Genomic DNA, 14,270 nt, shown 5'->3' on the forward strand with positions numbered 1-14,270 from the left:
TTATCCGTTCGTGACAATCCCCCGGGCAGAACTACCGGACTGTGAGACGAGTCGCGTCGGGTTCAGGGCAGCGTCCAGACAGTGGTGCGCCGGACGTCGGGACCCTCGGTGTCGCGCACGTCGTAGGCGGCCAGTGACCGCAGCCGGTCCTCGGGCAGGTAGACCCGCCCCGGGTCCCCGATCAGCACCTCCGCCCCGCGGGCGCGGGCGGCCTCGAGGAAGGGCAGCACGCGCCCGGTCATCTCCCGGTCGTAGCAGACGTCGCCGGCCACGACGAGCGCCACCGCGGGCGGTTCCCCGCCCAGGACGTCCCCGACCGGCGTGATCCCCTCGGCGCCGTTGCGCTCGGCGTTCACCGTGATCGCGGTCAGCGCGAACGGGTCGATGTCGCTGGCCAGCACGCCGGACGCCCCGGCGAGCACCGCGGCCACGGCGACCAGTCCGCTGCCGGCACCGAGATCGAGCACCTGCTTGCCCGCCACCAGCTCCCGGTTGTCCAGCAGGTAGCGGGCGAGCGCCTGCCCGCCCGGCCATGCCGCGGCCCAGAACGGCGGATCGGTCGAGGTGCGCCCCTGCTCGGTCTCCATCGCCTCCCACAGGGCGACGACGTCGGCCGCGATCAGCAGCTCCACCTCGGGCACCAGCTCCGGGCGGACCGGGCGGGTGTGGGCGCGGATGAACTCCGGGGGGACGGCGGGCACGCGGTCAGTCTGCGCGGCGACCCGCCGCCGAGCCGCCGGCACCCCGGGCGATCAGCCCCCAGTACCGGCCGGGCATCAGCCGCACGAGCACGTCGGGCACCTTGGCGCTCCAGCCGATGAGCAGGCGCGGCCGGCGCTTCTGGATCGCCTCGACGATCTGCGCCGCGGCGTCCGCCGGGGGCATCCGCAGCAGCTTGGCGAACTGCTTGCGCCCCTCCTCGTACTCCTCGACCGACACCCCGGAGCCGGTGCGTGCGGTCTCGGCGATACGGGTGCGGATGCCGCCCGGGTGGACCACGGTGACGCCGACGCCGTCCTGGGCGAGCTCGTGCCGCAGCGACTCGCTGAACCCGCGGACGGCGAACTTGCTCGCCGAGTACGCCGCCTGCCCGGCCGGCGCGAAGATGCCGAAGACGCTGGAGACGTTGACGACGTGCGAGCCCCGGTTCTTCTTGAGCACCGGGAGCATCGCGTGGGTGAGCCGGACGACGGCGGAGAAGTTGATCGCCATCACCCAGTCGAACTCCTCGAGGGTGACCTGGTCGAAGCGCCCGCCCAGCGCCACGCCGGCGTTGTTCACCAGCAGCGTCGTCTCCGGGTGCTCGGCGACCAGGGTCTCGGCGAGCACCGAGGTGGCCTTCTCGTCGGAGAGGTCGACGACGTGCGTGGCGACCCGCAGCGCCGGGTGCTGACCACGGATCCGGCCCGCCACGGCGTCGAGCCGCTCGGCGTCCCGGTCGACCAGCACCAGGTGGCTCCCCCGCCGGGCCAGGTCGATCGCGAGCGCCTCCCCGATGCCGCTGGCCGCCCCGGTGACGACGGCGGTGCCGCCCGCGAACCGGTACTCCTCCATCAGGCCACCGCCCCGGCGCCGGCGGGGACCGAGGTCCGCTTCTGGAAGGTCATGCCCTCGTCCTCCAGCGATCCGCGCTTCATCATGCGCACGTCGAGGATGTAGTTCTGGTGCAGCCGCCACGGGGTGCGCCCACCCTGCTTGGGCAGACCGCTCAGACTGCGCTGGACGTACCCCGAGGCGAGATCGAGGAACGGCGCGTCGGCGCCCTCCGGCGGGGCCACCGGCGTCGCGGAGACGTAGCCGTTCCGGTCGAGGTGGTCCAGGAGCCGGCAGACGTACCGGTTGACCAGGTCGGCCTTGAGCGTCCAGGAGGCGTTGGTGTAACCGATGACCATCGAGAAGTTGGGAACCCCGGAGAGCATCATGCCCTTGTAGGAGACGGTCTCGGCCAGGTCGACCTGCTCGCCGTCCAGGAACAACGTCATCCCGCCGGCGGGCAGCAGGTTCAGCCCGGTCGCCGTGACGATCACGTCGGCGTCGAGGTGCGCACCGGACTCGAGCTGGATCCCGTTCTCGGTGAACGACGCGATCCGGTCGGTGACGATGTCGGCCTTGCCATTGCGCAGGGTCCGGAACAGGTCGCCGTCGGGCACCAGGCACAGCCGCTGGTCCCACGGGTTGTACGGCGGGTTGAAGTGCGTGTCGACGTCGAAGCCGGGCAGCTGCTTCTCGGTCAGCCGGCGGATCAGCGACCGCACCATGGCGGGACGACGCCGGCTGAGCTGGTAGAGCGCCGTGGAGGTGAGCACGTTCTTCCAGCGCACGATCGGATAGGTGACCTTGTCCGGCAGCCGCTTCTTGAGCGCCTTGGCCAGGGGGTCGCGACCGGGCAGCGACAGGATGTAGCTGGGGGTTCGCTGGAGCATCGTGACCTTCTCGGCCTGGTCGGCCAGGTTGGGCACGAGCGTGACGGCGGTGGCGCCGCTGCCGATGACGACCACCTTCTTGCCCGTGAGGTCGAGGTCCTCCGGCCAGTGCTGCGGGTGGATGAGCTGACCGCCGAAGCGCTCCTCGCCCTCGAAGGTCGGGCGGAAGCCCTCGTCGTAGCGGTAGTAGCCGGCGCAGGTGTGCAGCCAGGAGCAGGTGAGCGTCTCGGTGCCGCCGGTGTCGGTGCGCTCGACGGTGACCGTCCACCGGCTCTCGTCGCTCGACCAGTCCGCGGACACGACGCGGCGGTGGTAGCGGATCTTGTCGGTGACGCCGAACTCGCGGGCGGTGTCCTCGATGTAGCGGCGGATGTCGGCGCCGTCGGCGATGGACTTCGACTCCTTCCACGGCCGGAAGGAGTAGCCCAGCGTGAACATGTCGGAGTCCGACCGGATGCCCGGGTAGCGGAACAGGTCCCACGTGCCGCCCATCGCAGCCCGGGACTCCAGCACGGCGTACGTGGTGCCGGGTCGCTCGGTCTCGAGGTGGCAGGCGGCTCCGATGCCGGACAGGCCGGCTCCGACCACCAGGACGTCGAGGTGCTCGCTCGTCATGTGCGCTCTCCACGGTTGGCTCGTCCGGCGGCGCCGGGCTGGGTCGTCGCCTGTCGCAGGACTCTGCGCCGACGACGCTATCGACGCACTGTCGAACGAGTCAACGAGGTGTCGAGTTACGCGCCTGCGCGGCTATCCTTCGCGCTGTGTCGGCTGCTCCGGGTGAGGTTCCCAGCGCCGGGCGCGGCCGTCGGCCCGCCCGGGCCTCCGGCGACGACCGCGAGCTGGCCATCCTGGCGACCGCCGAGCGCCTGCTGGCCGAGCGCCCGCTGGGCGCCATCTCGGTCGACGACCTGGCTCGCGGCGCCGGCATCTCCCGCCCGACCTTCTACTTCTACTTCGCCTCCAAGGACGCGGTCCTGCTCTCGCTGCTCGACCGGGTGGTCGCCGAGGCCGACACCGCGATGCAGGAGGTCTTCGGCCGCCCGGCCCGCACCGCCCGCGAGGGCTGGGCACGGGCGATCGGCGCCTACTACGAGACCTTCCGCGACCACCGGGCGCTCACCGTCGCGTGGGCGGAGGCACGGTCGGTCAACGACGAGGTGCGCAGCCTCTGGTCGGCGGTCTTCGAACGGTGGGTGCAGCAGTGCGCCGACGCCATCGAGGCCGAGAGGTCCCGCGGCGCAGCCCCCGCAGGGCTGCCGGCGCGGGACCTCGCGATCGCGCTGACCTCGATGAACGAGCGGGTCCTCTACGCGACCTTCAGCGGCGACGGACCGTCGGTGGCCGAGGCCGACGTCGTGGAGGTGCTGCTCGGCATCTGGCTGTCGGCGATCTACGGCACCGTCGGCAGCGTCTGACTCACAGCTGCACGGTGGCCAGCGTGCTGCCGGTGAGGCTGCCGAACCAGAGGCGGCCCTGCGCCTCCCGGACACCGGTGAGCATCTCGAAGCCGGGGATCTCCCCGCTCAGCCGGTGCACCACCCGCCCGTCGCGGTCCACGGCGAGAACGCCGAGGGTCCGGCCGGGGCTCGGCTGCAGGCTCTCCGGCAGCTTGCTGAGCAGCGCCCGCAGGGGCGCCGGGAGGCGGTGGATCGCCGCGAGCGCCGCCACGCGCGGGCTGGGCAGGGTGATCCAGACCAGGCCGTCGGAGCCCAGGGCGATGTTGTCCGGGTGACCGGGGAGGTCGTCGACGAACACCTCCGACCGGCCGGCCCGCTCGCCGGTCAGCCAGACCCGGCGCACCCGCGCCGAGCCGGTCTCGGCGACGGCGACCCAGGACTCGTCCGGGGCGAGGGCGACGCCGTTGGCGAACTCCAGGCCGCCGAGGAGCTCGGTGACCGCGTCGTCGGGCGACCGCCGGAACAGCCGGCCGGTCGCGGTGCGCCGGACCAGGTCGGCTCGCCACTCCGGGATGCGGAACCGCTGGGAGGAGTCGGTGAAGTAGATGGTGCCGTCGGCGGCGACGGCGGCGTTGTTGACCGCCTCCAACGAGCGCCCGCCGACCCGGTCGACCAGGGTCCGGACCGCGCCGTCGGCGAGCGAGACCGCCAGCAGCCCCGCCTCCGACGCGCACACCAGCAGCTCGTCGGCGCCCAGGAACTCCACCCCGAGCGGACGGCCGGGCACCCGGGCGACCGTCTCGACCGGGCCCTCCGGGCCCGCGACCCGCACGATGCGACCGTCGGCCAGCCCGGTGTACACCCGGCCCTGCGGATCGACGAGGACGTCCTCCGGCCCGTCGCCGACCGTCACCACCGTGGTACCGCTGAAGTCCCGCACGCCGATCCTCCGCTCCGGCCCGCGGCAGGTCCGCAGGTCAGCGGCAGTGTGCCCCACGCCACGCGGACGTCGGCAGGGTCATCCCTCGACGGTGGCCGGCTCGCCCTCGCCGGCGGTGAACTCGCGGCCACCGTGGCCGCTGCGCACCACGGTCACGGGGCACGGCGCGTGGTGGACCAGCTGGTCGCTGACCGAACCGAGCAGCAGACCGGCGAACCCGCCCTGCCCGCGCGCGCCGACGACCAGGAGGCTGGCACCCTCGGCGGCACCGAGCAGCGCCTGCACCGGGGAGCGGTGGACGACGTGGCAGGTCACGCGCACGGAGGGGTCCAGGCCGGCGGCGGCGACGTGGGCGGTCAGCTGGTCGTGCACCGCCTTCTCCCAGTCGGCCAGCGGCGGCACGTACCCGGGCTCCCAGGTGCTGGGCTGCGGTGCCGTCGTCATCGACCAGCCGCGGACGACGTGCAGGTCGACGTCGGCCCGCTGCGCCAGCCGGCCGGCCCACTGCAGCGCCTCCTGCGCGCACTTGGAGCCGTCGTGCCCCACGACCACGCCGCCGTCGATCCGAACGGCCTCGTTGACCTCGTCCACCGCTGACCTCCTGATCCTCGCGCCGGTGACCACCGGCGGACCAAGACTCTCATCAGCGGCGGTCAGGCCGACACGGGCTCCCCGGGGCCGGCCGCGAGGACCAGCTCGTCGGGATCGGCCACCCCGACCGCCCGCAACGCCTCACCGATCCGGTCGGTGAGCTCCCGGAGCGCGGCGCGCGCGGCGTCGCGCTGACGGTGCAGGTCGGCCACCTCGGCGGCGATCCGTTCCCGGTCGGCGACCGCCTGCGCGGCCAGCCGCTCCCGCTCCTCGGCCGCCTCCTGCAGCAGCACCTCGGCACCCCGGTGCGCCTGGGCGAGCACGGCCGCGGCCTCGGCGCGGTCGCGCTGCGCGTCGGCCCGCAGCTGGTCGGCGACGTCGGCGGCGAGCTCCTTGATCTCGTGCGCCTTGCGCAGCCGGGCATCGGCCTCCAGCCGGGCGTCGGCGAGCACGCGGGCGGCGTCGGCGTCCGCCGCGGCCATCACCTGGGCCGCCTGGTCCTCGGCGAGCCGCAGCACCTCCCCCACCCGGTCGCTCACCACCGCACGACCCTGGGGCCGCTCGGCGAGCAGCCGCCGGGAGATCTCCAGCTCGGTCGCGCCGGCGACGATGCGGTCCAGCAGGTGCTCGCGCTCGCGCTGGGCGGCGGCGAGCTCCCCCTCGGCCCAGGCGACGTAGTTGTCCACCTCGAGACGGTCGTAGCCCCGGACCGACCCCCGGAACGCCGGACGGTGGTCGAGCAGGGTGTCCAGGTCGCCGGTCAGCCGCGGCGGCCGGGGTGCGTCGGCCTCCGGCGGCAGGCCTGCCGCCGCCTCGCCGTCCATCACCCGGTTCTCGACGAACTCGACACGCCGGACCGACCGCATGCGCCCCCCTGGGAAGTAGATGCACCGGAATGTGCCAGAGGCCCCTGTCGGGATCGGAGCGCCGTGACGAGTCCGTGACCGCCGGCGGACGCCGCCCGGCCGCGCCACGGCGGGGCGTGCAAGATCCGTTACACGCCGTTCCGTCCGGCCGGGTTCCACCCCCGTCGGACGAGACGGGCATAGGACCGGGGGTGCGATTGTTGGCCCGGATGAGATAGTTGCACTCTCAACTAGCCTGGAGGCGGACATGCAGTTCGGCATCTTCACGGTCAGCGACATCACGACCGACCCGACCACCGGCCGCACGCCGACGGAGGCCGAGCGCGTCAAGGCGGTGCTGGCCATCGCGCAGAAGGCCGAGGAGGTCGGCCTCGACGTCTTCGCCCTCGGCGAGCACCACAACCCGCCGTTCTTCTCCTCCTCCCCCACGACGACCCTCGCCTGGATCGCCGCGAGGACCGAGAAGCTCCAGCTCTCGACGTCCACGACGCTGATCACCACCAACGACCCGGTGAAGATCGCCGAGGACTACGCGATGCTGCAGCACCTCGCCGAGGGCCGCGTCGACCTGATGATGGGCCGGGGGAACACCGGGCCGGTCTACCCGTGGTTCGGGCAGGACATCCGCAACGGCATCGAGCTGGCCGTGGAGAACTACGCCCTGCTCCGCCGGCTGTGGACCGAGGACGTCGTCGACTGGCAGGGGAGGTTCCGCACCCCGTTGCAGGGCTTCACCTCGACCCCCCGCCCGCTGGACGGCGTCCCGCCGTTCGTGTGGCACGGCTCGATCCGCAGCCCGCAGATCGCCGAGCAGGCCGCCTACTACGGCGACGGCTTCTTCCACAACCACATCTTCTGGCCGAAGGAGCACACCCAGCGGATGGTGGAGTTCTACCGCCGCCGCTACGAGCACTACGGCCACGGCGCCGCCGACCAGGCCATCGTCGGCCTCGGCGGCCAGGTGTTCATGCGGAAGAACAGCCAGGACGCCGTGAGCGAGTTCCGGCCCTACTTCGACAACGCCCCGGTCTACGGCCACGGCCCGTCCCTGGAGGACTTCAGCCGCGAGACCCCGCTGACCGTCGGCTCGCCGCAGCAGGTCATCGAGCGCACCCTGGGCTTCCGCGACTACGTCGGTGACTACCAGCGCCAGCTGTTCCTCATCGACCACGCGGGGCTGCCGCTGAAGACCGTGCTGGAGCAGCTGGACATCCTCGGCGAGGAGGTCGTGCCGGTGCTGCGCCGGGAGTTCGCCGCGCTCAAGCCGGCGCACGTGCCCGACGCCCCGACGCACGCCTCGCGGGTGGCGGCGGCCGGGGGCACCAAGGACGCGACCGTCTACACCGGCGGCGACGACGTGACCGGGCGGACGGCGGAGGCGGCGACCCGATGAGCACGCGCACCCTCGCAGTGGTCAGCGCCGGGCTGGGCGTCCCCTCGTCCACCCGGCTGCTGGCCGACCGCCTGACGACGGCGACGGTCGACGCCCTGCGCGAGCGGGGCGTCACCGCCACCGTCGAGGTCGTGGAGCTCCGCCAGCACGCCCGCGACCTGGCCGACAACCTGACCACCGGGTTCGCGAACGAGGCGCTGCGCCGGGCGGTGGAGACCGTCGTCGGAGCGGACGGCCTGATCGCCGTCACCCCGGTGTTCTCCGCCTCCTACAGCGGTCTGTTCAAGACCTTCTTCGACGTGCTGGAGAAGGACGCCCTCACCGGCAAGCCGGTCCTCATGGGTGCCACGGCCGGCACCGCCCGGCACTCCCTGGTGCTCGAGCACGCGCTGCGACCGCTGTTCGCCTACCTGCGGGCCACCGTCGCCCCGACCGGCGTCTTCGCCGCGAGCGAGGACTGGGCCGGTGGCGACGCCGGCACCCCGGCCCTCACCGGGCGCATCCACCGCGCCGCCGGGGAACTGGCCGGCCTGGTCGCCGGCCGGCCTCCGGCGGCCCCGGCCGACCCGTTCGCCGACCCGACGACGTCCTTCGAGGACCTCCTGCGCGGTCCCGGGGCCTGAGCCTCAGACCAGCGCGTCGGGGCGACGCCGGATGACGTAGCGGCGGGCCTGCCAGTGCGTCTCCGGCTCGTCGACCACGGCAGCGTCCAGGACCTCGGCCCCGTGCACCGCGACCCGCTCGGCCACGCGCTTCTCCGAGATCCCGGTCATGCGCATCGGCGCCGGGTAGCCCAGCAGCCGGCGCTGGGCCCAGCGGATGACCGGCGGGGGCGCCAGCCGCCACACCAGGCCGCGCGCCGTCCACGCCGGACGCGTCGTGCAGTGCACCACCGCGACACCGCCCGGTCGGAGCACCCGCGCGAACTCCGTCAGGTACGTCTCGAGCAGCGGCCTGGGAAGGTGCTGCAGGACCCGCTCGGTGTAGACCAGGTCGAAGGCGGAGTCCGGGAAGGCGCGGAGGTCGGGAGCCTCGTTGAGCACGAACGAGACCCGCCCACCGCTGCGGTCGAGCGCGCGCGCCGTCTCCAGCATGGGTGCGGAGACGTCGACCCCCACCACCTCCTGCGCGTGCTCGGCCAGCGCTTGGCTCAGCCGGCCCGCGCCGCACCCGAAGTCGAGCACCCGCCCCCACGACGTCGGCAGCCCGAGACGGCGCAGCTGCGCGCGAGCCACCTCGACGTCGCGTCGCCCCAGGTCGAGGAAGGCGTCGGTCTCCCACCGGCCGCCACGCTTGTCCGCGGCGACGTGGACCGCCCACAGCGGGTCCTCCGCCCCGAGCGTGGTCCAGTCCTTGCGCACCTGTTCGAAAGTCATCGCACCTCGTCGCTCGTCGTGGACCGTCGAGCGCGGAACGTACCTGCCGGCGTCCCGGCGAACCCGCGGTCGGGCCGGAATTCACCGGTACGCGGAGCCCCCGCGCAGCCGGGCGCGCACCGCCGCGTGCAGCGGTGCCAGCACCACGCCGTCGCGCGCCAGCCGGGCGCGCAGCTGCCGGCGGTGCCGCAGCACCCCGGCCAGGCCGACCGCCCAGAACAGGTACTGCACGGAGAAGGCCGCCCGGAAGGCGTCGAGCCGGTAGTCGGTGGAGGCTCCGGGCGTCATGACGTCGAGGACCGCGCCCACGGCCAGGATCGTGAGCAGCGAGGCCACGAACCCGCCGACGTTCACCACCCCGCTCGCGCTGCCCTGCCGCTCGGCGGGGTTCTCGGTGCGGGCGTAGTCGAACCCGATCATCGAGCCCGGGCCGTTGGTGCCCAGGACGACGACGAGCACGACCAGCAGCCACAGCGGCGCCCGACCCGGCCAGAGCAGCACGACGGTCCAGGTCGAGGCGGTCGCGACGAGGATGCCGAACACCAGCACGGATCGGCGCAGCGGCCACCGCGCGCAGAGCCGGCCCAGGGCCGGCCCCACGCCCATGCCGACGAGGACCAGCAGCGTCAGCAGCGCAGCCGCCGTCCCGGAGGTCAGCCCCTCCCCCACCACCAGGAACGGGTACCCCCACAGCAGCGCGAAGACCGTGCCGGAGAACTGGGTGACCAGGTGGGTGTAGAGCCCGATGCGCGTTCCCGGCTCGCGCCAGGTGTCCCGAAGCCCCTGGCGCAGCTCGGCCAGGCCCGCCGGCACCGGACGGGGCGCCCCGTCCGGCGCGTCGCGCAGGGCCACCAGGACGAGCACCCCGACGAGCACCCCGGTCGCCGCGGCGCCGAGGAACGTCGAGGTCCAGGACGTCGCGTGCAGGAGCGTGACCAGTGGGTAGGCGGCCACGATCGAGCCGATCTGGCCGAGGATCCCGGTGAGCTGGGTGATCAGCGGCGCCGCCGACCCCGGGAACCACGCGGAGACGACCCGGAGCACGCTGATGAACGTCATCGCGTCGCCCGCGCCCACGAGGACCCGGGCCGCGACCGCGGTCGGCACGTTCCCGGCCAGACCGAGCACCAGCTGGCCGATCGCCATCGTCACGGCACCCGCGAGGATCATGCGCCGGGAGCCGAACCGGTCCAGGGCCACCCCGACGGGCACCTGCAGCCCCGCGTAGACGGCGAGCTGCAGCACCAGGAAGAGGGAGACCGCGGAGGCCCCGGCAGAGAACCGTTCCTGCGCCTCGACCGCCGCCACCCCGAGGGAGGACCGGTGGAACACGGCGACGGCGTAGGCCAGCAGGCCGACCGACCACATCGCGTACGCGCGGGCCGGCGGACGGACGGGCGCGGCGGAGGTCACCTGGGGACGACGCTCCACCCCGCCTCCCCCTTCCCGCGCCGGGCATGAGATGGGTCACCCGACGCTGCGTGACCACTAGACTCCGCCGACGATGGACGAGCTTGTCGACCCCACCGACGACCCCGCCGTGGACGACGGGCAGCGTCGCGGCCGCATCCTCTGGGCGCTGGCCACCTGCATGGCCGAGAAGGGGTACCAGGCCACCACGATCTCCGACATCGCCCGGGAGGGCCGCGTGTCGAAGACCGTCGTCTACGCGCACTTCCGCGACAAGGAGGAGTGCCTCCTCGAGCTCTACACCCGGGCCAACGACAAGATGCTCGCCACCGTCCGCCGCGCCCAGGAGGAGGCGCACGCCGAAGGCCTGCCGTGGCGGGCCCGGCTCCGCGCGGGCATCGGCGCCTACCTGCACGCCCTTGCCAGCGGGCCCACGGTCGCGTGGGCCGCGCTGATCGAGGTCCAGGCGGCGGGCCCGCGCGCCCGGGCGCTGCGCCGCCAGGTGTTCGACCGGTACGTCGACCTCATCGCCGAGGTCGCCGACGGCCTGGCGGCCGAGCACCCCGACGAGGTGCGCCCCATCGACCGGCAGCTGGTGCTCGCCGCCGTCGGCGGCGTCAACGAGCTGATGCTGGCGCGGGTCGAGAGCGGTCAGACCGAGCGGATCGGTGACGACGTCGACGCCGCGACCGCGGCCGTCGTCGGCCTGCTGGAGCGACGCCCCTCGCCCTGACGGGTGTCGGTACCGGCCGGTACTACCCCGGGGTAACCCGGCTCACTACGCTGAGCCGGTCCGGCTGGAAGCGGAACGGAGCCCCATGAGCGCACCCTCGGACGTCGACGTCGACGTCCCCGCGCAGCCCCCGTCGCGCAGCGGGGCGGCCGTCCTGCAGGTGCGCATCGACCGGGACACCGTCCTGCCCGCGCTCGCGACGGTCCTGGTGGTCGTGCACCTGGTGCTCCGCGGCTGGACCGCCGCCGGGGGGTGGCTGACCGGCCCGGACTTCCTCGCGGCCGCGGTCGCCGCCGGGCAACGGGTCGACATCGCCGGGCCACCGGGCGCAGCGGCGCTGGCCCACGGCGTGGCCGCCATCGCGCCGCTGTCCTGGCCGGCGCTGATCGGCCTGGAGCTCCTCGGGCAGCTCCTGGTGGACCTCGCCCTCTACCGGCTCCTGGTCGGGCTCTTCGGCCGTCGCCCCGCCGTCCTCCTGCCGCTCACCGTCTACGTGGCCAGCTCGCTGACCCTGGTGGGCGGGGTGTGGTGGAGTGCCGCACTCGTCCAGATCCCGGTGCAGCTGGCGCTGCTCACGGCGCTCGACGCGCACGTCCAGCACCTGCGCACCGGAGCCCGCGCGAAGCTGGTCACCAGCGCCGTCGCCGTCGCCGTCGGTGTGCTGTTCGCGGTGGAGTTCGCCCTCGTCCCGCTGCTGCTGCTGGCCGGAACGGCGCTGTGGGCCACGGCCGGGCCGGCCCGCGACCGGGTGCGGCCCCTCGCCCGGTGGTGGCCGGCCTGGGCGGCCCTGGTCGCCGCGGCGGTCGGCGGCGTCGGCCTGCGTCTCCTGGCCGGCGGCTCCCTCCTGGACGCCGACGCGCTGGCGCCGGCTCTCCGTGAGCTGCCCGGGACGCTCACCAGGACCGTGCTGCCCGGCCTGGTCGGTGGTCCGTGGAACTGGGCCCCCGCCCTCACGCCGCTGGCGACCGCCGATCCACGCGCCGGGCTGGTCTGGGGCGCCGGCGTGGTGGCCGCCGTCGTCGTCCTCGCCGCCGTGGCGCTGCGCCGTGGGGCGCTGCGGGCCTGGCTGGTGGCCGTCGCCGCGTGCGCGGTCCTGCTGCTCGCGGGCGCTGCCGCGACGGACTCCGGCCCCGCCGAGGTGCCGGCCGGGCTGGTGCCGCCGGCCACGGTGGCCGTCGTCGCCGCCCTCGCGCTGGCGCTGGCCTACCTGCCGGTGCGGTCCGCGCCGCCCGTCCTGCGCCGCCGTGCCTGGACCGTCCGCGGGGCCGGGTCCCGGCTCGTGGGCCGTCTTCCCCGGACCGGTGGCGCGGTCGCGGTGGCGGCTGCGCTCCTCGTCGGCTCGGTCCTGTCCGCCGCGGAGTTCCGCGAGTTCTGGTCGGTGAACACCGCCGACCGGTACGTCGACAACGCGGCCGCCGCGCTCGTCGGCCGCACCGACCTCGTCGTGGCCGACGCTCCCGTCCCGGAGGACGTCGTCCCGTCGGCCCTGGAGCCGGCGAACCGGACCTCGGTCGTCCTCGCGGGCCTTCCACGGCTGCCACCGTTCCTGGTCGAGGGCCAGGTCGTCGGCGAACTGGTGACCCTGGACGGGCTGGGGAACCCGCAGCTCGCCGTCGTCGACCCGGTGACCTCCTCCGCGACCGGGCCGGACCCGGGCTGCGGCTGGCTCGCGGCGGACGGTCCGGCCCGGATCCGGCTCCCCCGCGCGACCGGGGCCGGTCGCTGGCTGGTGCAGATCTCCTACTTCTCCGGCGCCCGGAACGGCGTCCGGGTGACGGCCGGGGACACCCTGGGCGCCGGCGCGGCGGAGGAGGGTGCCCACAATCTCTTCGTGCAGGTGAGCGGGCAGGTGCGCGAGGTCGAGCTCGCGATCACCGACACCGGGTCGCCCTTGTGCGTCACCGCGGTCTCGGTCGGCCAGGCCGCCCCCCTGGGCGGGAGCTGACACGGTGAGGTACCCCGCCCTCAACGGTCTGCGCGCGCTGGCGGCGACCGCCGTCGTCACGACCCACGCGGCGTTCTGGACCGCCGCGTACTCCGACGACACGCTGGGCTACGCCTTCGCCCGTCTGGACGTCGGCGTGGCGGTGTTCTTCGCGCTCTCGGGCTTCCTGCTCTCCCAGCCCCTGTTCCGCGCCGCGGCCGAGGGCAGGCCCGCACCCCGGACGGCCGCGTTCCTGTGGCGGCGAGCGCTGCGGATCCTGCCCGCCTACTGGCTGTGCGTCGTCTTCGCCATGCTGTTCCTCCCGGAGAACCGGGAGATGGGCACCGGCGACTGGCTGCGCTTCCTCACCCTGACCCAGATCTACTCGCGGAACTGGCACGGCGAGGGGCTCGTCCACGCGTGGAGCCTGTGCACCGAGGTCTCCTTCTACGTCCTGCTCCCGCTCGTCGTCGCCGGTCTGCTCCGGCTCTGCGGCGGCGTCTGGCGTCCGGGCCGGATCCTCCTCGCGCTGGGAGCCGCCTCCCTGCTCGGCTTCGGCTGGTTCGCCTGGGTCGCCTCGGACCCCTTCCTGCTCGGTTCCCTGACGCTGTGGCTGCCCGCCTACCTCTCCTGGTTCGGTGCCGGCATGGCGATCGCCGTGCTGTCGGTCGCCGACCCACGGTGGGCGCCGGTCCGCCGCGCCCGGGAGCTCGCCGCCAGCCCGGGCACCTGCTGGGCCGGGGCGGCGGTGCTCTTCTGGGCCGCATCCGGTCCGTACACCGGGGCCAACGACCTCTCCCGCGCGCTCACCGCCGGAGAGGGCATCACCAAGCACCTGCTCTACACCCTGATCGCCGCCCTGGCCGTCTGGCCGCTGGTGTTCGGGGACCAGACGGCCGGATGGGGACGCCGCCTCCTCGCCTCCCGCCCGATGGACTGGCTGGGCGAGCGGTCCTACGGGATCTTCCTGTTCCACATGCCCCTGCTGATCATCATGTGGGACCTGTTCACCCGCCCCCTGCTGCTCGTCCTCCCGGTCACCTGGGCGGCGGCCGTGCTCGTCGCCGCCGTGGTCTACCGGGTGGTCGAGCGACCGCTGGTGCTGCGCTTCCGCGACGTCGTCCGCGAGCGCCCCGGCGCGGTCGACAGCGGCACGGGCGCCGGCGGGCACGCCGGAGGCGTTCCCGCCGGGTCCGGAACCGCGGCCCCGGCCTGAC

14 protein-coding genes are annotated in these 14,270 nt (G+C 74.1%); 6 read left to right on the forward strand and 8 right to left on the reverse strand.

Features of this window, described 5'->3' with window-relative positions:
- Positions 1-62: 62 nt before the first annotated feature.
- Genes DQ237_RS02030 through DQ237_RS02040 form a run of 3 tightly spaced genes read right to left on the reverse strand, consistent with a single transcriptional unit; the run spans position 63 to position 3,038 of the window.
- On the reverse strand, positions 63-701 hold the full coding sequence (locus DQ237_RS02030) for a methyltransferase (RefSeq protein WP_113797414.1): 639 nt from the start codon (positions 699-701) through the stop codon (positions 63-65).
- 4 nt (positions 702-705) lie between these two features.
- A complete protein-coding gene (locus tag DQ237_RS02035; protein WP_113796596.1) occupies positions 706-1,554 on the reverse strand; it encodes an SDR family oxidoreductase in 849 nt (282 codons plus the stop codon).
- A complete protein-coding gene (locus DQ237_RS02040) occupies positions 1,554-3,038 on the reverse strand; it encodes an NAD(P)/FAD-dependent oxidoreductase (protein WP_113796599.1) in 1,485 nt (494 codons plus the stop codon). The genes DQ237_RS02035 and DQ237_RS02040 overlap by 1 nt, the downstream gene beginning before the upstream one ends.
- Before the next feature lie 146 nt (positions 3,039-3,184).
- Here DQ237_RS02040 and DQ237_RS02045 point away from each other — a divergent pair, with 146 nt between their 5' ends.
- On the forward strand, positions 3,185-3,838 hold the full coding sequence (locus DQ237_RS02045) for a TetR/AcrR family transcriptional regulator (RefSeq protein ID WP_113796601.1): 654 nt from the start codon (positions 3,185-3,187) through the stop codon (positions 3,836-3,838).
- 1 nt (position 3,839) lies between these two features.
- On the opposite strand, the gene DQ237_RS02050 is transcribed toward DQ237_RS02045, so the two are convergent.
- The 3 genes from DQ237_RS02050 to DQ237_RS02060 form a co-directional block, all read right to left on the reverse strand.
- A complete protein-coding gene (locus tag DQ237_RS02050) occupies positions 3,840-4,760 on the reverse strand; it encodes an SMP-30/gluconolactonase/LRE family protein (protein WP_113796603.1) in 921 nt (306 codons plus the stop codon).
- A 78-nt stretch (positions 4,761-4,838) separates the two neighbouring features.
- Positions 4,839-5,351 (reverse strand): universal stress protein, encoded by a 513-nt coding sequence (locus DQ237_RS02055; RefSeq protein WP_113796605.1) that lies wholly within the window; start codon positions 5,349-5,351, stop codon positions 4,839-4,841.
- A 62-nt stretch (positions 5,352-5,413) separates the two neighbouring features.
- Positions 5,414-6,217, reverse strand: coding sequence for a DivIVA domain-containing protein (locus tag DQ237_RS02060; RefSeq protein WP_166509454.1), 804 nt, complete (start codon positions 6,215-6,217; stop codon positions 5,414-5,416).
- Between the two features lie 247 nt (positions 6,218-6,464).
- Here DQ237_RS02060 and DQ237_RS02065 point away from each other — a divergent pair, with 247 nt between their 5' ends.
- Together DQ237_RS02065 and DQ237_RS02070 are read left to right on the forward strand one after the other, a co-directional pair.
- Complete coding sequence (locus tag DQ237_RS02065) at positions 6,465-7,610, forward strand: LLM class flavin-dependent oxidoreductase (RefSeq protein ID WP_113796607.1); 1,146 nt, start codon at positions 6,465-6,467, stop codon at positions 7,608-7,610.
- Positions 7,607-8,233: an FMN reductase gene (locus DQ237_RS02070; protein WP_113796609.1), complete on the forward strand. Its 627-nt coding sequence runs from the start codon at positions 7,607-7,609 to the stop codon at positions 8,231-8,233. Before DQ237_RS02065 ends, DQ237_RS02070 begins: the two co-directional genes overlap by 4 nt.
- A 3-nt stretch (positions 8,234-8,236) precedes the next feature.
- On the opposite strand, the gene DQ237_RS02075 is transcribed toward DQ237_RS02070, so the two are convergent.
- Together DQ237_RS02075 and DQ237_RS02080 are read right to left on the reverse strand one after the other, a co-directional pair.
- Positions 8,237-8,986, reverse strand: a complete 750-nt coding sequence (locus tag DQ237_RS02075; protein WP_113796611.1) for a class I SAM-dependent methyltransferase — start codon at positions 8,984-8,986, stop codon at positions 8,237-8,239.
- 81 nt (positions 8,987-9,067) lie between these two features.
- A complete protein-coding gene (locus tag DQ237_RS02080) occupies positions 9,068-10,417 on the reverse strand; it encodes a nitrate/nitrite transporter (RefSeq protein ID WP_240619336.1) in 1,350 nt (449 codons plus the stop codon).
- A gap of 73 nt (positions 10,418-10,490) precedes the next feature.
- Here DQ237_RS02080 and DQ237_RS02085 point away from each other — a divergent pair, with 73 nt between their 5' ends.
- From DQ237_RS02085 to DQ237_RS02095, 3 genes are all read left to right on the forward strand, one after another.
- Complete coding sequence (locus tag DQ237_RS02085; RefSeq protein WP_113796613.1) at positions 10,491-11,129, forward strand: TetR/AcrR family transcriptional regulator; 639 nt, start codon at positions 10,491-10,493, stop codon at positions 11,127-11,129.
- Positions 11,130-11,214: 85 nt separating this feature from the next.
- Complete coding sequence (locus DQ237_RS02090) at positions 11,215-13,074, forward strand: hypothetical protein (RefSeq protein ID WP_113796615.1); 1,860 nt, start codon at positions 11,215-11,217, stop codon at positions 13,072-13,074.
- 4 nt (positions 13,075-13,078) lie between these two features.
- On the forward strand, positions 13,079-14,269 hold the full coding sequence (locus DQ237_RS02095) for an acyltransferase (protein WP_113796616.1): 1,191 nt from the start codon (positions 13,079-13,081) through the stop codon (positions 14,267-14,269).
- Position 14,270: the final 1 nt, after the last annotated feature.

The sequence above is a fragment of the Blastococcus sp. TF02-8 genome, assembly GCF_003319175.1.
In the GTDB taxonomy this organism is placed as follows: Bacteria; Actinomycetota; Actinomycetes; order Mycobacteriales; family Geodermatophilaceae; genus Blastococcus.

Excerpts from the sequence above, each read along its gene's own strand:
- DQ237_RS02035 (WP_113796596.1), bottom strand. The coding sequence starts at position 1,554 with ATGGAGGAGTACCGGTTCGCGGGCGGCACCGCCGTCGTCACCGGGGCG.
- DQ237_RS02040 (WP_113796599.1), bottom strand. The coding sequence starts at position 3,038 with ATGACGAGCGAGCACCTCGACGTCCTGGTGGTCGGAGCCGGCCTGTCC.
- DQ237_RS02060 (WP_166509454.1), bottom strand. The coding sequence starts at position 6,217 with ATGCGGTCGGTCCGGCGTGTCGAGTTCGTCGAGAACCGGGTGATGGAC.
- DQ237_RS02065 (WP_113796607.1), top strand. The coding sequence starts at position 6,465 with ATGCAGTTCGGCATCTTCACGGTCAGCGACATCACGACCGACCCGACC.
- DQ237_RS02070 (WP_113796609.1), top strand. The coding sequence starts at position 7,607 with ATGAGCACGCGCACCCTCGCAGTGGTCAGCGCCGGGCTGGGCGTCCCC.
- DQ237_RS02075 (WP_113796611.1), bottom strand. The coding sequence starts at position 8,986 with ATGACTTTCGAACAGGTGCGCAAGGACTGGACCACGCTCGGGGCGGAG.
- DQ237_RS02085 (WP_113796613.1), top strand. The coding sequence starts at position 10,491 with ATGGACGAGCTTGTCGACCCCACCGACGACCCCGCCGTGGACGACGGG.
- DQ237_RS02090 (WP_113796615.1), top strand. The coding sequence starts at position 11,215 with ATGAGCGCACCCTCGGACGTCGACGTCGACGTCCCCGCGCAGCCCCCG.